22 protein-coding genes are annotated in these 24,005 nt (G+C 56.4%); 5 read left to right on the forward strand and 17 right to left on the reverse strand.

Annotation, left to right across the window (positions count from 1 at the left end; translation table 11 throughout):
* A partial coding sequence (locus RI563_RS06320) for an FHA domain-containing protein (RefSeq protein WP_310693520.1) occupies window positions 1-506 on the reverse strand: 506 nt, incomplete at its 3' end.
* Window positions 507-598: 92 nt separating this feature from the next.
* A complete protein-coding gene (locus RI563_RS06325) occupies window positions 599-1,291 on the reverse strand; it encodes a DUF2786 domain-containing protein (RefSeq protein ID WP_310693521.1) in 693 nt (230 codons plus the stop codon).
* A 286-nt stretch (window positions 1,292-1,577) separates the two neighbouring features.
* On the opposite strand from RI563_RS06325, the gene nadA reads away from it, so the two are divergent.
* Together nadA and RI563_RS06335 are read left to right on the forward strand one after the other, a co-directional pair.
* Entirely contained in the window at window positions 1,578-2,669 is a 1,092-nt protein-coding gene (gene nadA / locus RI563_RS06330; protein ID WP_310693543.1) for a quinolinate synthase NadA, read from the forward strand.
* Window positions 2,670-2,740: 71 nt separating this feature from the next.
* Window positions 2,741-3,955, forward strand: a complete 1,215-nt coding sequence (locus tag RI563_RS06335; protein WP_310693522.1) for a GGDEF domain-containing protein — start codon at window positions 2,741-2,743, stop codon at window positions 3,953-3,955.
* Window positions 3,956-4,454: 499 nt separating this feature from the next.
* Here the strand turns inward: RI563_RS06335 and RI563_RS06340 are convergent, their stop codons facing one another.
* The 9 genes from RI563_RS06340 to RI563_RS06380 form a co-directional block, all read right to left on the reverse strand.
* The gene (locus RI563_RS06340) at window positions 4,455-5,447 is read right to left on the reverse strand and encodes a hydrolase (protein WP_310693523.1); all 993 of its coding nucleotides are present in this window, start codon (window positions 5,445-5,447) and stop codon (window positions 4,455-4,457) included.
* A 34-nt stretch (window positions 5,448-5,481) separates the two neighbouring features.
* Complete coding sequence (locus RI563_RS06345) at window positions 5,482-7,059, reverse strand: glutamate synthase-related protein (RefSeq protein WP_310693524.1); 1,578 nt, start codon at window positions 7,057-7,059, stop codon at window positions 5,482-5,484.
* Window positions 7,060-7,134: 75 nt separating this feature from the next.
* A complete protein-coding gene (gene arfB, locus RI563_RS06350) occupies window positions 7,135-7,554 on the reverse strand; it encodes an alternative ribosome rescue aminoacyl-tRNA hydrolase ArfB (RefSeq protein WP_310693525.1) in 420 nt (139 codons plus the stop codon).
* Window positions 7,555-7,560: 6 nt separating this feature from the next.
* A complete protein-coding gene (locus RI563_RS06355) occupies window positions 7,561-7,896 on the reverse strand; it encodes a hypothetical protein (protein WP_310693526.1) in 336 nt (111 codons plus the stop codon).
* 6 nt (window positions 7,897-7,902) lie between these two features.
* Window positions 7,903-8,358, reverse strand: coding sequence for a YaiI/YqxD family protein (locus tag RI563_RS06360; RefSeq protein WP_310693527.1), 456 nt, complete (start codon window positions 8,356-8,358; stop codon window positions 7,903-7,905).
* Window positions 8,359-8,528: 170 nt separating this feature from the next.
* Window positions 8,529-9,026 carry a cyanase gene (cynS, locus tag RI563_RS06365; RefSeq protein ID WP_310693528.1) on the reverse strand — a complete coding sequence of 166 codons (498 nt, stop codon included), beginning with the start codon at window positions 9,024-9,026 and terminating at the stop codon, window positions 8,529-8,531.
* Window positions 9,027-9,041: 15 nt separating this feature from the next.
* Window positions 9,042-9,992 (reverse strand): ABC transporter ATP-binding protein, encoded by a 951-nt coding sequence (locus RI563_RS06370; RefSeq protein ID WP_310693529.1) that lies wholly within the window; start codon window positions 9,990-9,992, stop codon window positions 9,042-9,044.
* Window positions 9,993-9,996: 4 nt separating this feature from the next.
* Window positions 9,997-10,833 carry a nitrate ABC transporter permease gene (ntrB, locus tag RI563_RS06375; RefSeq protein ID WP_310693530.1) on the reverse strand — a complete coding sequence of 279 codons (837 nt, stop codon included), beginning with the start codon at window positions 10,831-10,833 and terminating at the stop codon, window positions 9,997-9,999.
* A 3-nt stretch (window positions 10,834-10,836) separates the two neighbouring features.
* Complete coding sequence (locus RI563_RS06380) at window positions 10,837-12,267, reverse strand: CmpA/NrtA family ABC transporter substrate-binding protein (protein ID WP_310693531.1); 1,431 nt, start codon at window positions 12,265-12,267, stop codon at window positions 10,837-10,839.
* 375 nt (window positions 12,268-12,642) lie between these two features.
* Between RI563_RS06380 and RI563_RS06385 the strand changes: the two genes are divergently transcribed.
* On the forward strand, window positions 12,643-14,568 hold the full coding sequence (locus RI563_RS06385; protein WP_310693532.1) for a sigma 54-interacting transcriptional regulator: 1,926 nt from the start codon (window positions 12,643-12,645) through the stop codon (window positions 14,566-14,568).
* Between the two features lie 67 nt (window positions 14,569-14,635).
* Here the strand turns inward: RI563_RS06385 and RI563_RS06390 are convergent, their stop codons facing one another.
* The 5 genes from RI563_RS06390 to RI563_RS06410 form a co-directional block, all read right to left on the reverse strand.
* Complete coding sequence (locus tag RI563_RS06390) at window positions 14,636-14,923, reverse strand: hypothetical protein (protein ID WP_310693533.1); 288 nt, start codon at window positions 14,921-14,923, stop codon at window positions 14,636-14,638.
* A 51-nt stretch (window positions 14,924-14,974) separates the two neighbouring features.
* Window positions 14,975-17,641 (reverse strand): aminopeptidase N, encoded by a 2,667-nt coding sequence (gene pepN / locus RI563_RS06395; protein WP_310693534.1) that lies wholly within the window; start codon window positions 17,639-17,641, stop codon window positions 14,975-14,977.
* A gap of 174 nt (window positions 17,642-17,815) precedes the next feature.
* Complete coding sequence (gene dinB, locus RI563_RS06400; RefSeq protein ID WP_310693535.1) at window positions 17,816-18,985, reverse strand: DNA polymerase IV; 1,170 nt, start codon at window positions 18,983-18,985, stop codon at window positions 17,816-17,818.
* Between the two features lie 128 nt (window positions 18,986-19,113).
* Window positions 19,114-19,737, reverse strand: a complete 624-nt coding sequence (locus tag RI563_RS06405) for a lytic transglycosylase domain-containing protein (protein ID WP_310693536.1) — start codon at window positions 19,735-19,737, stop codon at window positions 19,114-19,116.
* A 63-nt stretch (window positions 19,738-19,800) separates the two neighbouring features.
* On the reverse strand, window positions 19,801-20,466 hold the full coding sequence (locus RI563_RS06410) for a thiopurine S-methyltransferase (RefSeq protein ID WP_310693537.1): 666 nt from the start codon (window positions 20,464-20,466) through the stop codon (window positions 19,801-19,803).
* Between the two features lie 212 nt (window positions 20,467-20,678).
* Here RI563_RS06410 and RI563_RS06415 point away from each other — a divergent pair, with 212 nt between their 5' ends.
* Entirely contained in the window at window positions 20,679-21,383 is a 705-nt protein-coding gene (locus RI563_RS06415) for an MBL fold metallo-hydrolase (protein ID WP_310693538.1), read from the forward strand.
* A 288-nt stretch (window positions 21,384-21,671) separates the two neighbouring features.
* On the opposite strand, the gene RI563_RS06420 is transcribed toward RI563_RS06415, so the two are convergent.
* The gene (locus RI563_RS06420; RefSeq protein ID WP_310693539.1) at window positions 21,672-22,514 is read right to left on the reverse strand and encodes a class I SAM-dependent methyltransferase; all 843 of its coding nucleotides are present in this window, start codon (window positions 22,512-22,514) and stop codon (window positions 21,672-21,674) included.
* A 325-nt stretch (window positions 22,515-22,839) separates the two neighbouring features.
* Between RI563_RS06420 and ispG the strand changes: the two genes are divergently transcribed.
* A partial coding sequence (ispG, locus tag RI563_RS06425; protein ID WP_310693540.1) for a flavodoxin-dependent (E)-4-hydroxy-3-methylbut-2-enyl-diphosphate synthase occupies window positions 22,840-24,005 on the forward strand: 1,166 nt, incomplete at its 3' end.

Consider the following 24,005-nt stretch of genomic DNA (forward strand, 5'->3'; position numbering starts at 1 on the left):
AACTTGTCCACTGTCCCGGCGTTGTCAAAGATGGCGTTGCTGACGTTGTGAAACCAGCGATTCATCAACTTGGTGAGGGTACGTATGTCAACCTGTTCGGACAGCGAGGTAAAGCCGCGGATATCCGCCACCAGTACGGTGATCTGCTTAATATCCGGGCTGTCGGAAATGACCGTATCCTGCATCGACATTTTGTCGAAACTGCCGGCCTCCTTGCTGCTCTGCTCGAAGAGGATCTCGAACCGGCCGATCGTAATGCGATCGCCGTTTTTGAGCAGCTTGGGCATGGCCACCCGCTGGCGATTGACGAAACTGCCGTTGGAACTGCCGCTGTCGATCAGATAATAGTCCCCGTTGCCAATGCAGCGGATCATGGCGTGATTACGGGAGGCGTGCAGATCCGGCAACACGATGTCGCTGTTCATATCGCGCCCGAGCGTCAGCACCGACTTGCACGGTACCTTGCGGACGACCCCGTCGAGTTTATAGGTAATATAGGTGGACATCGGCCATGCCTGCCCCACACAGACCGGAATCAGTAAGCTTACAGAAAATGTAAAAATTTCGCCTGCCCGTCAAGCGAAATTCACCTGAAAAATCAGGCGGACTGCTTGAGGGGCGGCAGGGAGGGGCGTAGCGAGCGGGCCATGGAGCGAAACAGGGTCACCTGCTCGCCGGCACGCATGCCACTGAGAATATCGTCGTAATCTTCGCCATCGGTCTGCAGGCTCTCCTGGTACCACTGCTCGTCGGCATCACCGTATTGCGACCGGATATAGGCGTCGACCGCCTCACGGGTCGCGGCATGGGCGCTGAATTCGGCCACGGTCCGGGCCACGCGTACCAGCCAGGCCTGCACAAACACCTCGCCGCGTCGCTCCTGCTCGGACCGATCCTCCAGCCCCAGATCGGCGATAAAGACCTCCCGGGCCGCCTCGAGCTGACGATAGAGCACGCTGAAACAGTAGCCCGCCACTCGCGGCGCCTGTTCCAGCCCGATAAACCGGAATTCCGGAGCCCGGCCATAGCGACGCGAAACCAGTACCCGACAATCAAAGGCCTCGCAGATCAGGTTGGAAAGGGCCACGGCCCAGAAGGGTGGGTTATAGCGATTCCCCGAATCGATCACTGCCTCGGCCACCCCGGCCGCCAGAATCTGATCTTCCCCGATGCGATGTTTGTGCATCAAACGATGCGCCTGGCGCAACGCCGCAGCCGCCTCATTGGGATTGCCTGACTCGGACAGGCGCAAACACTTGCAGATTTTGTCGATGATTTTCTCGTTATTCACGGCGCTTTTCCTTGCGTGACTTTCCTCAATAATACTATATAATCAGCCTCTTACAAGATATTTTTGCCATAATACTTTAAGAATTGCGCGCCGCCGGTTATTTTCTGACCAACACCCCGGACGCGACCCTTGAGTGCTGGCTGCACAGGACATATATGTAAGAGTAGACTGGTATCACCACAGCGTCACAGCCCCCCCATCGGCTATATACCGTCAGAATGACCTTGCTGGGTAAGCTATAGCAGGTAACCGGTCACAAAACGAAGCAAACTTGTTGGTAAAGATGATGAATTCCGCCCAGGCACCCAGTATCGATATCGAACCGATTCGTCAGCAGGCGTTGCTGACCCCGCCGGCCAAACCGCCGAGCGAGGCCGAGCGCCAGGCGCTGTTCGCGCGCATCAAGGGATTGCTGAAAGAGAAGGATGCTGTCCTGGTAGCCCACTACTACACCGACGACGATCTGCAGCAACTGGCCGACGAGACCGGCGGCTGCGTCTCCGACTCGCTGGAGATGGCCCGTTTCGGCCATGACCACCCGGCCAGTACCATCGTGGTCGCCGGGGTGCGCTTCATGGGCGAGACCGCCAAGATCCTCAACCCCGAAAAGCGGGTACTGATGCCGACCCTGCAGGCCGAGTGCTCGCTGGATCTCAGTTGCCCCGCCGACAAGTTCAAAGCCTTCTGCGATCAGTACCCCGATCGCACCGTGGTGGTCTATGCCAACACCTCCGCCGAGGTGAAGGCGCGCGCCGACTGGGTGGTCACTTCCAGCATTGCCACCAAAGTCGTGCAACATCTGCATGATCGGGGCGAGAAGATCATCTGGGCGCCGGATCGCTATCTGGGCGACTATGTGCAGAAGGTCACCGGCGCCGATATGATCCTGTGGCAGGGTGCCTGCATCGTGCATGATGAATTCAAGGCCGCCGAGCTGGGCAAGCTGCGCGAGAAACATCCCGGGGCCGCCGTGCTGGTACATCCCGAATCCCCGGCCGATGTCATCGAACAGGCCGATGTGGTCGGCTCCACCACCCAGTTGATCAACGCGGTGCACGATCTGCCCAACGACACCTTCATCGTCGCCACCGACAAGGGCATTTTCTACAAGATGCATGAAGCGGCACCCGGCAAACAACTGATCGAAGCGCCCACCGGCGGCATCGGCGCCTCCTGCGGCAGTTGCGCCCACTGCCCCTGGATGGCGATGAACGGCCTGCAGAATCTGGCTGACTCGCTCGAACAGGGCAGCAACGAGATTCACGTGGATCCCGAAATCAGCCGTCAGGCCAGGGTCTCGGTGCAACGCATGGTCGACTTTGCCGCCGAACTGAAAACCGGCGCCATCGGCGAAAGCAATATCGCCTCACCAGCCTGACCCAGACCATCATACAGGCCGGGCGCGATTAACGGCAGACGATAAAATAATAAACCAGCCAGGGAGAACCGGTGGCGCTCGATTTGCAACGCTCACTCAAGACGCTCCTGCTACCTGCCCTGTTGTTGCTTGCGGTGTATATGCTGCAACAACCGCTCAGCGACCAACTGATGCCATTGGGCGAGATCCTCGCACGTCTGCCCTATGCCCTGTTTATCACCGGCATGGCCTTCGCCCTGCTGTTTCGCCATAGTCGCGAATTTTTCAACCTGCTGATCCTGCTGCTCTGCGTCGCCGTGCTGGATGTAGCTGTCTGGTCGGCCACGCCCCATTCGCACTCGACCTTGATCCATGCCCTGCTCTGCCTGCTGGTGCCAGTCAACCTGGTCATCAATGATCTGTGGCAGGAACGGGGAATACTCAATCGTTACGGCCTGCAACGCGCGGCAGCCATCGCAACACAATTGTTGCTCGCAGTCTGGGTAGTACACAGCCCACCCGGCGCGCTGGTTGATAGCCTGGCTTTTACTCCGCTGCCGTTATTGGCGGCCTCACCCATCCCGGCGCTGGCACAGCTGGTGATCCTGTTGTGCAGCATCGTTTTACTGATTTATGTCTTCACCCATCCGGCACCGCTGCAAGGAACGCTGTTTATTGGCTTTATCTCCCTGGTTCTTGCCCTGCATCAGTTCGACACGCCGATCCTGTCCCGACTCTATTTATTGTTAAGCGGTCTGCTGATTCTGCTGGCCCTGTTATTCAACATTCGCCAGCTGGCCTATTACGATGAACTGACCCGATTGCCATCACGCCGCTCCCTGCGTCAGACATTGATGTCTCAGGGCAGCCGCTACAGCCTCGCCATGGTCGATGTAGATCACTTCAAAAAGCTCAATGACACCCACGGCCACGACGTGGGCGACCAGGTACTGCGCATGCTGGCGGCCCATCTTAATAAGGTCAAAGGTGGCAAGGCATTTCGTTATGGCGGCGAGGAGTTTACCCTCGTCTTTCCCGGTAAACTGACCGATGAAACCAGGGCCATACTCGAACAATTACGCGAGACCATTGCCAATAGCCCATTCAGGGTGCGACATAAATCCCGTCCAGCCAAACGGCCGGAGAAACCCCGCCCCCGCTCCGACACACCGGATTTATCTATCAGCGTCAGCATCGGCGTGGCCGACACAACCACGGCCGACGATCCCCAGGCGATCATGAAACGGGCCGATCAGGCGCTGTATCAGGCCAAGAAAAAAGGCCGCAATCGTGTGGTGGCAAGTTAATCACTGAAACAGGTTATCTCTCGCGAAGACGCCAGGGCGCAGAGCAAAATAAAATTTCTTATTCTCAGCGAGTCTGGTGACTCTGCGAGAGTCAATTCTTTAAGAATCTGACGAATGTCACGCAGCCTATCGCCAGCGCGACCTACGCCGCTGACGCTAACCTTTACCACGAAGACACGAAGTCTCGAAGTGTGTTAATGAAACATTGGCAAACCACCGTCTCAGGCGATGAGACACAAACAGGCGTTGCTGTCCCCGTATGCTTTGTTGGAAAATGGCTCTTTCGACCCGGCAAGGTGTAGATTAGGTTGCGTGGATGCGCTACCTGACATCCCGAATCTGGCGGATGTCACGCCGCCTCTCGGCAGCGTGACTTTTTTACCCCGAAGAGACGAAGTCTCAAAATCTATTCATTTTTTCTTCGTGTCTTCGTGTCTTCGTGGTAACGCTTTTATAAACATCAGATATCACGCATATATCGCCAGATCATCAACCTTGATCAGAGAAACCGGGCAAGATAATCGGGCACCGCTTCCGTCAACCAGTAATGCGGCCGCAATACGGAACCGCTGACAAAGCCGACATGTCCACCACAAGGACTCACTGCCAGTCCTACGTTGTCGGGCAATTGTTGCGGATCGGGCAGGATTGCCGGGGTCATAAACGGATCATCGTACGCCTGGACGATCAACGCCGGCTGCCGGATGTCGCCAAGATAGTCGTAGGCACTCGATTGTCGGTAATAATCATTGGCATCGGCAAAGCCGTGGATCGGCGCGGTGTACCGGTTATCGAACTGGCGAAAGGTGCGTGCGTTTTCGATCTGTCGCGGTGTCAATCCGATCAGTTGTTCATAATCGTGGTTGGAAAATTTAGCCAACACCTTGGTCACCAGACTTTTGACCAGGTGCCGTTCGTAAACTTTAGAAAATCCCTGATTGATACGATCCGCGCAGATATCCAGTTTCAGGGGGGCCGATACCGACACCGCCGCGCGCAACGGCGATTCCCCGCCCCACTCGGCCTGCAGCTTGAGCAGCATGTTACCCCCCAGTGAATAGCCCACGGCGGCCAGCGAAGCATGGGGATACTGCTGGCGCAACCAGCTTAAAAAATAACGTGCATCGCCGGTCTCGCCACTGTGATAGGAGCGCGGCAGACGATTGATCCGTCCGGAGCAGCCGCGAAAGTGCATCAACACGCCATGCCAGCCGCATTGTTCGATGGCGCGCAGGATATCGCGCGCATAGGGGGAACAAATCGAGCCTTCCAGCCCGTGAAACACCGCCACGATCGGGGTTCTGCTGTCTGCCGCGGGTTTGTTTCGCCAGGCGAGATCGACAAAATCACCGTCGGGCAGCGGCAACTCCTGCCAGGTCACGTCAAGCGGACGGCGATTGATAAACCGGGGCAACAGGGTCTGCACATGGGGATTACCCAGTCCCCGGGCCGGTGTAAAAGCGGACAGACTGCTGGCTTGTGACTGGCTCACGTCAAACATTGCTCAGTTTGTTTATCGGACTGTATCAGGGCTGACCGGCCATGCCCGCATAAACGATCCCCGACAGCTGTGCCATCTCATAATCGAACGTGGCCAGATCCTTCTGATTAAACTGAGCGAGACGCTCATGCCCGCAGGCCCGCGCCATCACCTGCATCAATTGCACAGAGGATTGCAGAAAGCGAGCCAGACGATGGGCGCCGTCGTCCACATCCAGTCGTTTACGCAACGCGGGATCCTGAGTAGCCACCCCCGAGGGACACTGGTTAGTGTGGCAAATGCGCGCCGCCACGCAACCGATCGCCTGGATTGCGCTGTTACCCAGCGCGATGCCGTCGGCCCCCAGCGCCAACGCCTTGATAAAGTCGGCCGGCGTACGCAGGCCACCGGTGATGATCAGGGTGACCTTGCCGCTGACACCCTGTTGATCCAGATAGCGTCGCGCCCGGGCCAGCGCCGGAATGGTCGGCACGCTAATGTGATCGCGAAACAGTAACGGTGAGGCACCGGTGCCGCCGCCGCGCCCGTCGAGGATCAGATAATCGGCGCCGGCCTGCAGGGCGAACTCGATATCCCGCTCGATATGATTGGCGCTCAGTTTGAAACCGACGGGGATACCGCCGCTGAACTCGCGCACCCGATCGGCAAAGTGCTTGAAGTCGGCAGGCTCGCGCAAATCGGCAAAGGTCGGCGGCGAATAGGCCGACTCGCCTTCGGGAATGCCACGCACCCCGGCGATCTTTTGGCTGACCTTGGCGCCGGGCAGATGCCCGCCAGTACCGGTCTTGGCCGCCTGCCCGCCCTTGAAATGAAACGCCTGGACTTTCCCGGGAATCGTCTCGTCATAACCGAAACAGGCACTGCCCAGTTCGAATAGATAACGGCTGTTGGCCTGCTGCTCTTCGGGTAACATCCCGCCCTCGCCGGAACAGATGCCGGTGCCCACCTGCTCGGCTCCTTTGGCCAGGGCCAGTCGCGCCTCCTCGGACAGGGAACCGAAACTCATATCGGCGACCAGCAACGGCGTTTTCAGGCATAGCGGTTTTTTGCTTTGCGGTCCAATCACCAGTTCGGTATCGACCGTGGCGTCATCGTCCAGCGGCTTGTCGTGCAGCTGCGCCACCATGATCTGGATATCGTTCCAGTCCGGCAAGCTGTGGCGCGGGACACCCATCGCCGCCACCGGGCCGTGTTTGCCCAGCGTACTCAGGCCCTCCCTGGCCAGCTGATGAATCAGCTCGATAGTCGGTTCTTCCCCGGTCGCTTTCGGAGCGGGTTGTTTATCCTTTTTATGCTCCCCCTGCTTGCCATCATCGATATCGTTATCCGCACCAGGACCTTCCTTGCCGATCATACTTTCGCCAAACCGGTTATGACTGCCGTCACAATAGGGTAGATTGCCGCTGTGCTTGCAGTTGCACAAAAAGGCTTCACCGTCCTTCTGCGGTGTAAAGGCCATCGGCTCGAAACCGGTACCGGCATGGGAGCCATCGCAAAACGGCTGGTTCTGTGAACGACCGCAGACGCAAAAATAATATTCCTGATCGGCGGAAAGATTAACTTTGGCGGGTTTGTTGTCGGCGACGACCGGTTTGTTTGCCATACGCGCAGCTGCTTCCGTGATTCAAAAACCAGGGGGCAGTATATGAATCTGTCGATCCCGGTACAACCGATCCAGCTACTCGTCGGGACCAACCTTGCCGCGATTACGCTTGATTTTACTACGCTTTTGTTTGGCTTCCAGACGACGCTTGACCGAGCCACGCGTCGGTCGGGTCGGCTTGCGTTTTTTATGCGCCACCAGCACCGAGCGTATCAGCTCACGGAGCCGTTCCAGTGCCTCCTCGCGGTTTTTCTCCTGGCTGCGATAACGCTGCGCCTTGATTACAATTACTCCGTCGCTGGTAATGCGCTGGTCCGACCGTGCCAGCAAGCGCTGCTTGTAAAAATCGGGTAATGAGGAGGCATTGATATCGAAGCGCAAATGAATCGCCGAAGCGACCTTGTTGACATTCTGACCGCCTGCCCCCTGCGCGCGGATCGCCTGCATCTCGATCTCGTTATCGGGAATCACCACATTCTTTGAAATGCGCAGCATAAAAGCTCAATCCGCTATCACACTGGCCGTGGCCGCGCCCGTGCTCCGATCGATACTCAGCTGCATCCGGCAATAAGCCGGCTTGCGCTCCGGCTCGTCTCCGCAACTGCAGTTGGCCACGATCTCGGTAAAAAAGACCCCGATACGGGCATGCAGCATCCGATCATCCTGGTCGATGCCCAGCACAGTCACTTGCAAGTCAGTCGCATCGCTGTAACCACCCTCGCCGGTGCCCTGATCCAGCGGCAGGTTCGCCCCGACACCCGATTCCAGCTCCCGTTTCAGGGTCTGGATCAGGGCGTCGGGCTCGTGTTGCTCGATGGTGTGAAGCAGTTTCAACATGGCCGTTCAGACACGGGGCTGGCTGTGGGTGAGGATCCTGTCCAGGTGATTGGCAAATGCCTGGCGCTCGGTCTGGCTCATCGCTGCCTGCCCGCCAGTGTCCACCCCGCTGGCGCGCAAGGTATCCATGAAATCACGCATATTCAGCCGCGAGCGGATGTTTTCAATGGTAAACAACTCACCGCGAAAACTCAGCGCCTGCGCGCCTTTTTCGATCACCTCGGCCGCCAGAGGGATGTCGCTGGTGATGACCAGATCCCCCGGTTCGGCGCGCCGCACAATCTCATTATCCGCCACATCAAACCCGTGCTCGACCCGCACGGATTTAATACAGGGGGATTTGGGCACCTTGACATACTGGTTCGCCACCAGCGTCATCGGTGTCCCCGTGCGCTGTGCCGCGCGGAACAGAATCTCCTTGATCACTGCCGGACAGGCGTCGGCATCGACCCAGATTTGCATGTGAATATCCGGTAAGCTGTTTCAAACAGACAGTTTACAGGATATTTATCCACTCCGACTCCCCGAGTGTGGCGGTTCGGTACAGAAAACGTCAAAGCAAAATACCCCAGCCGGCTGACGGATGGGGTGTTGTTCACGGGATAACCGGTTTAGGGTGCTTCCGACGGCGTTCACCAGGACTTGTAAGGCAGAAATTTTCCGTTCAGTGTCAAAACAACCCGATCACCGGCCGGATTTTCTTCCTTGTCGATATCCATACTAAAATCGATGGCGCTCATGATGCCATCACCGAATTTTTCATGGATGACTTCCTTGATGGTGTCGCCATACACACCGACCAGTTCATAAAACCGATAGATCACCGGGTCCTGCGGCACGCTCCAGTCCCAGGATTTATGCGGAAAGGCCTGCAGGGCCGTACTGACTTCCGGACCCAGCCCCAGTACACCGCACAATTTGTCGGCAATTTCCTTGTTGGCGCTGTTTCTGCCGAAGCAGACCGAGGTCAACCAGATGACCCCGACGCCGACCTGATCGGCGATCGCCTGCCAGGTTGTTTCCTTGTCGATTTTCGCGGCTATGATTGACTCGGTCATTTCTTCTTTGCTGAGCCGCCCTTTGGCAAGAGAACTGGAAGGGGTGACGAGATTTTCTGCGGTTACACTCATGAGGTTCTCCTTGGGTTATTGCATATTAACGACCTGGCGGGTCAATTCACTGCCCTCGGTCGTCTCGGTTTCAATCAATTGGCTAACCTGACCGGTTGCCGGGTTCACTTCCGGTGGATAGGCCGGTCTGGCATTTTCGCTGTGTGGCACACGGGGAGTGTCCGGGTCATTGAGTTCCTTGGAACGTTTCACCAGAAAGTCCACCAGGTGGTTGCGAATCGGGTAATAGTTGGGGTTATGAATAATCTGTTCCCGATCACGATGCCGTGGAATATCGATCACCACCGACTCGGCAATGGTTGCGTTGGGACCGTTGCTCATCAAAAAGATACGATCGGCCAGCATAATGGCTTCATCCACATCATGGGTAATCATGAATACGGTCTGTCCGGTCTGTTCGCAGATTTTGATCAGCTCCTCCTGAATCATGCCGCGGGTCAGGGCATCCAGTGCCCCGAAGGGCTCATCCAGCAGCAACAATTTTGGTTCGATGGCGAAGGCCCGGGCGATACTCACGCGCTGGCGCATCCCGCCGGACAATTGTGATGGCTTGCGTTGCTCGGCACCCTTGAGGCCGACCATTTCGATATACTTCATGCTGTGTTCGTAAACCTGCTCTCGACTCCAGTTGGGCCAGCGGGACTTGACCGCAAAGGTGATATTGCGAAGACAACTCATCCACGGCAGCAGGCTGTAATTCTGAAACACCACGCCACGATCCAGGCTTGGCCCGGCCACTTCTTTGTTATCCATTAACACCACGCCACCACTGGCCTGATCCAGGCCGGCCAGGATATTCATAATGGTCGACTTGCCGCAGCCCGAGTGGCCAATGATGCAGACAAACTCACCCTTGTTGATACCGAAATTGAGATTTTCGAACACGGTCAGCGTCTCGCCGCCTTTCGGAGCAGGGAATTGCTTGACCAGTCCCTGGGCATCGAGAAAATATTTTTTTCTGTTCATTGTTTTACTCCACGTATTGGACCACGCGTGTGGCTTTGGCCAGCATGAGATCCAGTAACATACCCACCACACCGATCATTAGTATGGAAAACACCACGCTGGTCAGATCCAGGTTGTTCCATTCATTCCACACGTAGTAACCGATACCGGTACCACCCACCAGCATTTCAGCAGCGACGATCACCAGCCAGGCAATGCCGATGGAAATCCGCATACCGGTCAGGATGGTCGGCGCCGCGGCGGGCAAGACCACCAGAAAAGCGGTGCGCAAGGGGTTCAGTTCATGCGTACGGGCAACATTCAGATAATCCTTCTTCACCGCGCTGACGCCAAAGGCAGTATTCACCAACATGGGCCAGATCGAGCAGATGAATATCACGAACACAGATGAAACTTCCGAATCCTTGAGAATAAACAGCGCCAACGGCATCCAGGCCAGTGGTGAGATCGGTTTTAACACTTGTATGAACGGATCCAGTGCCTTGTACATCAGGGGTGACATACCGATCAAAAAACCCACCGGAATAGCCACCATGGCCGCCAGTAAATAACCCAGCATGACCCGCTTGAGAGAATAAAGCAGCTGCAGGCCGATACCCTTGTCATTGGGCCCCTTGTCATAGAATGGATCACTCAATTCCTCGACCGCCAGGGCACCAATTTCACTCGGGTTGGGGACCCGTGCCTGGGGTTCAGAGCCCCCCATCAGCCGTTCATATTCGGTCATAGGCTTATCCACGTCGGGGACCTTATTGCCCTGTTCCCAGACAGTCAGGAACAGAACAAGAATGACCAGCGACAGGAGCGCAGCCCGAACATTGAGATTCTGAAAGACATCCATTCTTCAGGCCCTCGTGATCGCGAAGCTCTTGGCATATTCGTCGGGTTTCGTATAGTCGAACTCTTTACCCATGATGGTGTAATTTTCATAGGTCTCCTTCGGCGGCTCGTAACCCAGCTCTTTCATGAGGTTGCCACATTCAGAGGCCAGGTAGACCTCTTCGGCGATGCCCTGGTAATTCACGTCGCCCTTGATATAACCCCAGCGTTTCATCTGGGTCAGGATCCAGACTGCCATCGAGTGCCAGGGGAAGGGATCGAAATCGATGCGATCCGGTTCGTTACGTACATTACCAAGTCCATCAGCGAAACGCCCGGTCAACACCTGCTCGACAACCGGAACCGGCTGATTGAGATAGCCCTTGGCGGAAATAGCCTGGGCGATATCTTTGCGGTTCTCCTGTTTGGCCGAGAAATGAGTGGCATCCACGATGGATTTGAACAGTGCACCGTAAGTATTCGGGTTTTCCCGGGCAAATTCAGCACTGGTGGCAAAAGCGCAGCAAGGATGGCCCTGCCAGATCTCCTTGGTCAGAAGATGAATGAAGCCGACCTTTTCCCATACCGCTCGCTGATTGAAGGGATCCGGTGAGAGATAACCGTCCAGGTTGCCTGCGCGCAGATTGGCCACCATCTCCGGTGGCGGAACGACGCGAATCTGGATGTCCTTGTCCGGATCCAGGCCATGCTCGGCGACGTAATAGCGCAAAAGAAAATTGTGCATGGAATATTCAAACGGCACACCGAACTTGAACCCTTTCCACTGTTTGGGATCACGTTTGTCCTTGTGCTTGTTATGCAGGGTGATGGCCTGGCCATTGATGTTTTCCACCGCCGGCATCAAGAACGGTTTGGCCGTGGAACCGGCGCCCATGGATATCGCCAGCGGCATCGGGGTCAGCATGTGCGCGGCGTCGTACTCCATGTTCAGGGATTTATCCCGGGAGACGGCCCAGCCGGCGGTTTTGATTACGTCTACATCGAGACCGTATTTTTCATAGAATCCCATCGGATGCGCCATGATGATCGGCGTGGCACAGGTAATCGGCACGAAGCCCACCTTGAGTTTTTTCTTCTCCAGGGGGCCCAGACTGTCCTTGACTGCCGCCTTGGCCGCTTCCATGGGAAAGATACTGGCCAGCGCCGCCGCTGCGGTTCCCGCCCCGACCAGTTTCATAAACGAACGACGTGAGACCTCATTGTGACCGAATACTGCACGAACCACGGCGCTTTCCACCGCACGATCCATCAGGTCCTCTGGACTCTCAAATGTGGAGGTGTTTTGCTCGGAAATCTCCTCGGCCTGCCTGGCTTGCCGGGTTATGTCTTTGTCGTCACTGACAGTTGACTGACTACAGGCCGAACAGGTACAGGCGGCACCGTGGCTCAGGTCACTGTTGGGATCGAATGGATTGTCGAGACTCTTGTTGGTCATGGTTTCCTACCTCGTCGGTTCGGCTAAGTTAAAAATTCAATCATGCGCACTACGTTGGTGCATACGCGCCATCCTGATGCAACGCTTCGTCATGTCAGCCTCGCGTTTGTTGGGTTGTGGCGCGCGGGCTGTGTCTGGTATTACGCAGAGCAATTGCCGTACCAGTTTTTAAAGTCTTTGTTAAATGACTGAAATACCGTGCAAAATCGATTCGGGCGTCCGAGTTTGACCATCACGCAATTTCGTAAATTACGAAATCGCCGAATTAAGATTACGCAATAACGTAACCTGGAACACTTTCTGCAAAGTGGATGAAAAGTCATTTCTGGTGACAGACAACAACAAGGCTCTTTCACCTAAAGCAGGATAAAAATCATGACAGCCAGCACAAAGCTTCAGCACGCCATTGCATTACAGACCCTGCAAACTATTCAGGAAGCCCTGCTAATCATCGATCCCTATGCCGATCGATTACTGATGAGTAATACCTCCGCACAACAGCAGCTGGGTTACAGCGCCGCTAATCTGAGCAACCTTCCGGTTAGTCAATTGTTCAAACATTGCCTCGCCGATTTAATCAACTTCACCGATCAGGTCCTGACACAGAAAAGCGGCTGGAGCCTGGACCTGTGTTGTTGTCACCGTGATGGTCATCTCCTGACGATCGAGATATCCGCATGTGCGATCGACCTCAGCGAAAAGCCATTGCTTGCTATGCTGATTCGCGATAGCAAGCAGTTGCAAAGGCAGGAACAAAAAGCCCGTGCCGATGACTACATCCGACGAGGCCTGGGTGAGTGGCAACAGATCGAGGAGATATTTCAGGAGATCGAACGCGAGAACCAGTTATTGCTGCAGGCCGTGGGGGACGGTATATACGGGGTTAATGCCAGCGGTCAGACTACCTTTCTTAATCCAGCCGCCGAAAAGATGCTCGGCTGGCAGGCGGAAGAAGTCGTCGGAGAAGACATACACACCCTGATCCACCATACCCATTCCGATGGCAATCATTATCCTGTGGAAGCGTGCCCGATCTATGCCGCGTTTCATGACGGCGCGATACACCGGGTCGACAATGAAATTTTCTGGCGCAAGGACGGTACCGCCTTTCCGGTCGAGTACACCAGTACGCCGGTGACCGATCATGGCCGGCTGGTGGGGGCCGTGGTGATCTTTCGTGACATCACAGAGCGCAAGGAGACCGAACACAATCTGCACTCGGCACTGGAAGAAGTCAATCAGCTGAAGCGGCGCCTGGAACAGGAAAACGCCTACCTGCAGGAAGAAATTCGCAGCGAACATAACTACAAGGAAATCGTCGGCAAGAGTACCGCGATTCAGCGTACCATCCACCAGATTCAGCTGGTGGCGCCAACCGAAGCAAATGTTCTGATCAGCGGCGAGTCCGGCACTGGCAAGGAACTGATTGCGCGAGCCATCCATGAATCCAGTGGACGCAGTGAGCGTCCCCTGATTCGGGTCAACTGCGCGGCAATCCCGCGTGAACTGTTCGAAAGCGAGTTTTTTGGTCATGTGAAAGGGGCGTTCACCGGTGCCACCGGCGATCGCGCCGGCCGTTTCGAGCTGGCCGATGGTGGCACGCTGTTTCTTGACGAGGTCGGCGAAATCCCCATTGAACTGCAGGGCAAGTTGTTACGGGTATTGCAGGAGGGCCAGTTCGAGCGGATTGGCGACAGCCGTACCCGCAAAGTGGATGTGCGCCTGATCGCGGCAACCAACCGCGATCTGCTTCAGGAAGTGCGGAAAAAACAGTTTCGCGAGGATCTCTATTTCCGACTCAATGTTTTCCCGGTCGAATCGGCTGCCCTGCGCGAACGCCAGGATGACATTCCCCTTCTCGCGACCCACTTCCTCAAGCACGCCCGGCAGAAACTTAACAAACCGCAGGTGCGACTGACCCGGGGCGACATTCAACGTCTGTCCAGCTATCACTGGCCGGGAAATATCCGTGAACTGGAGAATGTCATCGAACGCGCTGTCATTCTCTCACGAGGCGAGCGTTTGAGCTTCGACCTGCCGGTCACAAATCGGGCAGCCGCTCCGTTGCACAATTCATCACAGGCCAGCGAAGAGATCGACTCAAGCACCCTGATGACCTGCGATGAATTGCGTGCGCTGGAGATCAGCAATATCCGCCTCGCCCTGCAAAAGAGCAACGGCCGGATTTTCGGTCACAATGGTGCTGCCGAGCGGCTCAACATGAAGCCGACCACTCTGGCCTCACGCATCAAACGACTGGGGATAGAAAAAAGACTGCAACAAGAGAACACATATGATTGATGCATGCCAAAATAAAAGCTCCAATACCCGTTCACCCACTTTCACAATTCATTTTTTCACTGAATGATCATTTGAAGCGCGAAGTCGCCGACTTGATAGAATCACGCAGATCGTCCCATGCGATTTCAATGCCGGCCTTGAGATCTTCCCAGGCATCTTCACCGGCATTCTCCAGCTCATGCAGTTTGTTGCTTGCGGCATCCTGTTTTTCCCGCAATGACTCGATCTGTTTGTAGTATTCCAGCTGCACGTCAGCTTCGGCTTTGTCAGCCTTGGCCTTGAGCTTGTCGATTTCAGTTCTCCATTCGTCCAGCTGAGCTTTCAATTTCTGTTCGTAGGCTTGCTTGAGGCTCATCGGTTTCCCCTTTTTCAGGACTGTTGTGTGTAGTAAATATATGCTGCGACTTCAAGTTTCAAGGCTCTTCGAGGCAACCTCGTAGACATCTTTGGATAACCCTTCCTTATCCAGAATACGCTCCAGTTGCTGCTTCATCAGTGTCTGGCGTTTTTCATCATAGCGCTTCCAGCGGCTGAGACTTTGTACCAGCCGGGCGGCAATCTGGGGATTAAGACTATCGAGCTCAAGCACCTGGTCGCCGAGAAACTGATAACCACTGCCATCGCCGGCATGGAAGTTGATCGGATTGCCCGCGCAGAAGCGGCCGATCAGGGCACGGACCTTGTTGGGATTTTTGATACTAAACGCCTCATGCTGCATCAGCTGCCGGACGTGTTGCAGGGTACGCGGCAGGCGCGAACCGGCCTGGATGGCGAGCCATTTTTCCACCACCTGCTGATCGTGCTGCCATTTCCGGTAAAAGTCTTCCAGCGCCTGCTGGCGTTCAGGAATAGCATAATTGGCCAGCATCGACAGGGCGGCCAGGGTGTCGGTCATATTGTTAGCCTCGCGGTATTGCTGCATGGCCCGATCGAACATGGCCTGCTCTTCGGTTTCGAGCAGATAACCCAGGCAGAGGTTGCGCAGGGAACGACGCGCCATCTCCTCGGCATTGAAGGCATAAGAGTTATCGCTGCTGTTGGCTTCATAGATCTGAAGCCATTCATCCTTGAGTTCAAACGCCAGCGTCTGGCGCATGAAGTGACGCACCTCAAAGATCGCCTCGACATCCACCACCTCGCACTGGTCGGCGATATAGCCTTCTGAGGGCAGGCTCAGGGCCTGGGCGATCAGAGCCTTGTCGAGTCGGGGATTGAGCAGGGTCTTGCGAAACGCATGGATGAAGGTGTCATCCAGCATCAACGGTTTTTTCTGCTGGAACTGTTCGATTAACCGCAGCAGGATATTCATCGCCAGTTTCTGGCCGGCATCCCAGCGATTGAATTCATCGCTGTCGTGAGCGAACAGGAAGGCCAGTTGTTCATCGTCGTAACCGGTCTGGATCTTGACCGGCGCCGAGAAACCGCGACCCAGCGAGGCGACCGGCCTGTGATTGATACCGGTGAAGGTGAAAGACTGTCTGGCTTCGGTAATCGACAGCACCCGGGTGCGGGCTTCGCCCGGAGCATTATCCCCTGCCAATTGCAGCAACAGATCGTCTCCCTGCATATCCAGCAAGCCGACCGCCAGGGGAATATGAAACGGTTGTTTCTCCGGCTGGCCCGGCGTGGGTGGACAACTTTGCTCAATGTGCAGGGTATAAGTCTGCGCCTGCTCATCGTACTCCTCGTCGACCTTGAGCACCGGTGTCCCCGCCTGGTTGTACCAGCGCATGAACTGACTCAGTTCGATATGATTGGCCTCTTCCATTGCCCTGACGAAATCCTCGATGGTCACAGCCTGACCGTCGTGCCGGGAAAAATAAAGATCGGTCCCCTTGCGGAACCCTTCGCGGCCGACCAGGTTCATGATCATGCGCACCACTTCGGCGCCCTTGTTATAAACGGTCACCGTGTAGAAGTTACTGATCTCCATGTAACGATCCGGGCGTACCGGATGGGCCATGGGGCCGGTATCCTGAGCAAACTGATGGGTACGCAGGATATTCACATCATCGATACGCTTGACTGCCCGCGAGTTGAGATCGGCGGAGAATTCCTGATCGCGAAAGACGGTAAAACCTTCCTTGAGGCTCAACTGAAACCAGTCGCGACAGGTGACGCGATTGCCCGACCAGTTATGAAAGTATTCGTGGGCGACGATGCTCTGGATATTGTAAAAGTCGTGATCGGTAGCGGTCTCGGGACTGGCCAGCACACAGGAGGAGTTGAAGATATTCAACCCCTTGTTCTCCATGGCGCCCATATTGAAATCGTTGACTGCCACGATCATGTAAATATCCAGGTCGTATTCGCGGCCGTAGGTCTCCTCATCCCAGCGCATGGCCTGTTTGAGCGAGGTCATGGCGTGATCGCATTTATGACGATTTTCCTCTTCCACATAGATACGCAATACCACTTCGCGGCCGCTCAGTGTGGTGTAAGCATCTTCCTGACAAACCAGTTGCCCGGCCACCAGGGCAAACAGGTAACTGGGTTTGAGACTGGGATCTTCCCAGCGGGCCCAGTGCCGACCGTCATCGGTTTCGCCTGCTTCCACCAGGTTACCGTTGGAAAGTAGTACCGGGTATTTGGCCTTGTCGCCGACCAGAGTGACGGTATAGCACGACATGACATCGGGGCGATCGGGAAAATAGGTAATGCGGCGAAAACCCTGCGCCTCGCACTGGGTGCAGAGCATACCGCCCGAGTCATACAAGCCTTCCAGCGCGGTGTTGGCGGCCGGATTAGTGCGGGTTTCGATAATCAATTCAAACTGTTCGGGAACATCGGGAATCGTCAAACCTTCTTCGTCGAGCCGGTACTGCGCTTCATCCAGCGGCTCGCCTTCCAGACGCAGGCTCAACAGCTCAAGCTGCTGCCCGTCCAGAAACAGGGGAGGATTGGCCTCGGGATGTTCAGCGTTACGCCGTACAGTCAGCGTGGCCCGCACCTGGGTGGCGGAGGCATCCAGGTCGAAATGCAGATTCACGTTGTCGATCAGATAGGCCGGCGGGGTGTAATCCTTGAGATAAACCACGTTGGGACCGGACGGATTGCCTGCGAGATCGGCCATGAATACTCCTTAAATATATGATGTTACTTTGCCTAATTGTAACCCAGGTAACGGGAAGGTGTGAGGGCGTATCAAGCGCAAGCGGAGAGTTCGTTACGTCAACAGATGAGTTTACGAACCAGTCCCGACTACCTCCTAACTGTCGACTGCTAACTGCCCACTGCCTACTTCTCTTTAATGAAACCCGCCACCGCGGCGCAGTTGCTGCTTGCCGAAACGGTTGTTAATGGCATCGGCCAGCTCGTCAAGCTCCCGTTGTTTGTCCGTAGTCATCTCTGAAGTGGTAAACAGGTCCCCCTGCTGCGGTACCGGCGGCACTTCTGCCAGGCCGCTGACCCCGACGCCGAGCAGGCGCACCGCCGGTGAGCGCCCCGTCCAGGCTTCCGCCAGCAGCGCGAGCGCGGTATGGCAGATATCCCGGGTCGAGCGGGTGGCCTCGTCAAGCGTATGGGCACGAGTCACGGTTTTAAAATCAGCGAAACGCAATTTGATCTGGATGGTGCGTCCGTAAAAATCCTGCTGACGTAAACGAGAGGCTACCTGTTCAGCCATATCCATCAGCCAGGCGCGTAGAATCTGCGTATCATGAACGTCCGTGGCAAACGTGTTTTCCATGGAGATCGATTTGGCGCGGTGATCGCTGATGACCGGACGAGGATCCCGGCCGTGAGCCAGCTCCCACAGATGAGAGCCAAACTTGCCGAACTCCATCGTTAGAAATTCGGCGGTGCGTCCGCGCAACTGGCCGATGGTGCGAATGCCCAGTTCTTCGAAGCGGGCGCCGGTCACCTTACCCACACCCCACAAACGGGAAACCGGTAACGGATCGAGAAACGTCTGTACCTCGTCCTGCGCCACCTCGACCAGTCCATCAGGCTTGTCGAGATCCGAGGCAATCTTGGCCAGGAATTTGTTGGGGGCAATGCCCACCGAAGCGACCAGTGACAATTCATCCCGAATGTCCTGCTTGATTCGCAGCGCAACCTCCCGGGCTGTACCAAACAGCTTTTCACTGGCGGTCACATCGAGAAAGGCTTCGTCCAGCGACAATGGTTCGATCTCGGGAGTATAACGGGCAAAGATGGCGCGGATCTGTTGCGATATCTGTTGATAAAAGTCGAGCCGCGCCGGCAGGCGCACCGCATCGGGACACAAACGCAGGGCCCGGGCCATGGGCATGGCGCTGTGCACACCAAACTTGCGCGCCTCGTAACTGGCTGCCGCCACCACACCACGCCCCTCGGCGGATCCACCGACGATCACCGGCCTGCCGGCCAGCGCCGGCTGCTCGCGCACCTCCACCGAGGCATAAAACGCATCCATATCGACGTGAAGGATAGCCATGGGAGAATCCGTTACGTTACATCACGTACGAATTATCATATAAATTGAGAAAAGAGGATATCCCTCGCTTTAGCAAGGTACCAGGTGCTGGATACCAGGTATTAGGATCTAGAAACTAGCGCCTGTTTTCAGGGCCAATTGCTGTAATACGCGCGTTTTTTCAGGACTTTTTTAACGTATTTGCGGGTTTCGGGATATGGCGGGATGCCCTGGTAGCGGTCCACGGCGTTTTCACCGGCGTTGTAGGCGGCCAACACGAGTTTGAGTTGCCGGGGATAACGCTGCATCAGATCGCGCAGGTAGCGCACGCCGCCTTCGATATTCTGGCGCGGGCTGTAGAGATCGGTGACGCCATAACGCTCGGCAGTGGCCGGCATCAACTGCATCAGGCCGGAGGCCCCCTTGTGCGAGGTGGCATTGGGGTTGAAGAAGGACTCGGTATGAATCACCGCCTTGACCAGCGCCACGTCGATCTTGTGCCGGTTAGCCACGTTATGGATGATATTCTCGAAGCGCAGATAGTTGGCGGCGGGCGCGGTATTGAAGGTGCTGTGACCGGCGGCATAGCGGCCCAGGCCGATCGGATTATGGCTTTTCCGCACCAGCTTGTGCGCGCTGTCGAATTTGGGTCGATCGGTGATCACCCGGGAACCGTCGGGCAACTGATATAAATAGTACTCGGCCTGAACCGGCGGGGCGATTCCCCACAACAGTCCCAGTGACAGCACGGTGGCGGTGACAGGCAGTTTCATGGCGCGCTCAGTTCCTGTTTTTCTTTCACGGCAAGGTTATATCGGTCATCGCCGGGGAGGAGTTTAGGTCTTTTTTTGCGGCGTGAGCCGAAAGACCGACTCCTGCAGCCAGTCCAGTCCCCGTTTGCGGAAGCGTTCGTTCTGAGTCAGCACATCTTCCGATTCCAGGCAATCGACCTGATAGTGTTGCCCGTACAGCTCCCGGACTTCCGCGTCAGTCACGGCAAAAGGAGGACCGTCCATTTTGGCGGGATCATAGTCCAGGGTGATGAGCAGATGTGGGACTGTCACTGACACCAGAGTATCGAGGATTTCGACATAACGGCGACGCAGGGCCGGCGGCAGAGCAATGAGTGAGGCCCGGTCATAGACCGCGTCGATGGCCCCCAGATCCTGCTCGGTCAGGGCAAACATATCACCACACAACAGGGTAATCGATTCGCCCCGCCAGATATCGCAGCGCTGGTTTTCGATGCGGGTCGCCCGCAGATGGTTCTCGGCAAAAAAATCCTTGACCGCAATCGGGCTGACTTCCACGCCGATTACCTCATACCCCTGCTCGGCCAGCCAGATCAGATCCAGGCTTTTGCCGCACAATGGCACCAGCACCCGGGCGCCCGGCCTGACCGCCAGGCTCTGCCAGTGGGCGCGCAGATGGGGATTGACCTCATCGAGATGAAACCCGATCAGGTTATTCTCCCAACGCTCGTGCCAGAACTCCGGTTCCATGCCCTGCTCCAAAAATCAAACGGCCCGATAGTTTACCCTTTCCCGGCCCGGATCCGAACCCCGCAAGAGCCCATGTGACACCGATTTTCATCATACCGCAGCAAGTAGAGAACGAATGATAACGGCTAAGCTCCGAAACACCGAACGTGGGTTTTATCCGGTGGGGCGATTGGCCTATGATGGGAACGACTGAATGGAACAGGAGGCAGGCCATGACGCAAATCGTGAACAACGAGCAGTACAGTATCGACGCGCTGGAACTGGGGCCGATGGAGAACTTTATTTACGTGATCACCGATCACGCCAGCGGACGCGCCGCCGTGGTGGACCCGGCCTGGGAAGTACCGGAGATTCTGGCGCTAACCGAACAGCGCGGTGTCAACATCAGTGACATCCTGTTGACCCATAGTCATCACGATCACATCAACGGAGTGGAACAGGTTCTGCAAAAATTCGATGCCCAGTTACATCTGCTCAAACCCGAAGCCGAGTTCTGGGGTCAGCATCTGGAACTGCCGACCCTGCATCATGGCGGCGATACCATCAAGGTCGGCGACACCGAGATCCAGATCCTGCACACCCCGGGCCACACGCCCGGTTCGGCCTGTTATCACCTTCACGATCAGCTGATCACCGGCGATACCATGTTTGTCTGGGGCTGCGGGCGTTGCGATCTCAGCGGCGGCGATCCGGAACAGATGTACGACACCCTGAACAAGCTGGCCAAACTGCCCGGTAACACCGTCACCCTGCCCGGCCACAACTACGCGGATAAGACCACCGCCACCATGGAAGAACAGGTCCAGGGCAACCCCTTCATGCACTTTCACGACAAACACAAATTCGTCGACTACCGCATGCACATCCACGACCGCGTCCGCGAAGAACCCTACCATGCCGAACCGGCGGACGATTGATAATTCGGTGGGAGTTAACGCGGAGGTCGCAGAGGCGCGGAGCCGCAGAAATAAAAAAGATTACTTGATTTGTTGTTCTACTTCTACAGCGAACAAAAGCTATCCTGCTAGAAGCTTTGACGAAACACGATAATCTGTTATTCGTTTTTGAAATTGCCTGACTAACAATACCAATCAGGGCAAACATCCATGTTTTTCTCCGCGCCTTTGCGCCTCCGCGTCCTCTGCGTTGTTTTCCAGTGCCCCAGGAAATAATCCAACGGCAGATAATGTCTGCCATTCAACATTTTATTTCTCGGCGACGATGTAGATCATCCAGGATTCCTGGTTTTCCACTTCGGTGACTTCTTCGTATTCACCGGTGCCTTCCAGTTCGTCCTCGTCGTCCTCGCTCTCTTCGTATTTTTCCCAGTAGACCCGTGACTTGCTGAAGCCGGCTTCTTCGAGGAGTTCGCGGACTTCGGGAATGGCCCACAGGCGCCATTCGTAGGTGAAGGCGTTTTGCATGCGCGAGCCGTCGTCGAAGTCAAAATGGATGGCACATTTCATGTGGTGATCGATGGGATTGAAGGCGACATGCTCCCAGATGTAGGTAGCCGGCTCGTCCTCGATCTCGGTCTCTTCTTCGACCACGTCTTCGCACTCGGTGCCGCCGAACAGGTCCAGAATCAACAGGCCGTCGTCCACCAGACTCTGGCGGGCCTTTTTGAAGTAATCGATCAGTTCATTGCGCTTTTCGAACAGGCAGTAGCTGAAATTGAAAGCACAGACAATATCCACCTGCGGCTCGGTGACGTTGCGCACGTCGTCGATGTGCAGAGTAATGCGATCGGCCAGATCGCCGCCTTCGGCCTCGATGTTGTGCTTGCGGCCCCACTCGACGGTCTCTTCGTCGTAATCCACGCCGATGGCGGTACGTTGCGGATCCGATTTGCACCACTCGGCGGCCAGATAGGCGGTGCCGCAGAAGTCTTCTTTCATGCTCAGGGCCTTGCGACCACGCAACTCGGGGAACACCTGGTCAAAGAAGGCGACTTCCGCTTCCGGAGCCTGCACCGACTTCTGGTATAACACATGCCGGTCCGCCTGGTCGGCCATGGTCGGTTTCTTGCCTGCCTGTTGTTTTGCCATTTCCTGTCCCCTGTTTCGATTGCGTTGCTGTTGTATTTCGGGCGCTATTATATAGGGTTTACACCGTTTTTGTATGAGCGATTGCGCGGAAATTGCCTGTTACCGGCAAAGAGGCCGGACGCGGTCAGCAGCCAATGAACCACCAAAGACCCTGACGGCACCGAACCCACCGAATCATCAGGACTTTCGGTGTCTTCGGTATTACCCAGGTGGCCACGAGGCCACGCCCCGGCCACCGGCACAAATGAAATTTTGTGCCAGGCCCCGCTAGCGTAAAACGGATATGGTATGATCCTGCCTTTGCGGTCAATGGCTTACAGATAACATGAGCAAATCCGTTCAACGCCAGCACACGGTTCCCGTTCCGGTCGGCCACGTCACAGTGGGCGGCGATGCCCCGATCGTGGTCCAGTCGATGACCAATACTGACACCGCCGATGTGGCGGCCACGGTCCAGCAGGTGCGCGAACTCAGCCAGGCCGGCTCCGAGCTGGTGCGCATTACGGTCAACAGCGCCGAGGCCGCGGCGGCGGTGCCGCAGATTCGCGCGGCGCTCGATCAGGCCGGCTGCATGACCCCGCTGGTGGGCGACTTTCATTTCAACGGTCACAAGCTGCTGGGCGACTATCCCGAGTGCGCCGCCGCGCTGGCCAAGTACCGCATCAACCCCGGCAACGTGGGCAAGGGCAAAAAACGCGACGAGCAATTCGCGCGCATGATCGAAACGGCGATTCACTACGACAAGGCAGTCCGTATCGGCGTCAACTGGGGCTCACTGGATCAGAGCCTGCTGGCGCGAATGATGGATGAGAATGCGAAACGGCCCGAACCGCACGAACCGACGGCGTTGATGCATGCGGCGGTGGTCACCTCGGCCCTGGAAAGTGCCCAGCAGGCCGAAGAGCTGGGCCTGGCCCATGACAAGATCATCCTCTCCTGCAAGATGAGCGGCGTGCAGGATCTGATCAGCGTCTACCAGGATCTCTCGTCCCGGTGTGATTATCCCCTGCACCTGGGCCTGACCGAAGCCGGCATGGGCTCCAAAGGCATCGTCGCCTCGACCGCCGCGCTGGCGGTGCTGTTGCAACAGGGCATCGGCGATACCATTCGCATCTCCCTGACCCCGGAACCGGGCGGCGATCGCTGCCAGGAAGTGGTGGTCGCGCAGGAGATCCTGCAATCGATGGGCCTGCGCGCCTTCACCCCGATGGTGGTGGCCTGCCCCGGCTGCGGTCGCACCTCCAGCACCTACTTCCAGCAACTGGCGATGGATATACAAAGTTACCTGCGCCAGCAGATGCCGCAGTGGCGTGAACAATATCAGGGCGTGGAAGAATTATCCGTGGCGGTCATGGGTTGCGTGGTCAACGGACCGGGTGAAAGCAAACATGCCAACATCGGCATCAGCCTGCCCGGTACCGGCGAAAAACCGGTCGCCCCGGTCTATGTGGACGGCGAGAAGACCGTCACCCTCAAGGGCGACAACATCGC

This window comes from Thiohalophilus sp. (assembly GCF_031581315.1).
Lineage (GTDB): Bacteria > Pseudomonadota > Gammaproteobacteria > UBA6429 > Thiohalophilaceae > Thiohalophilus.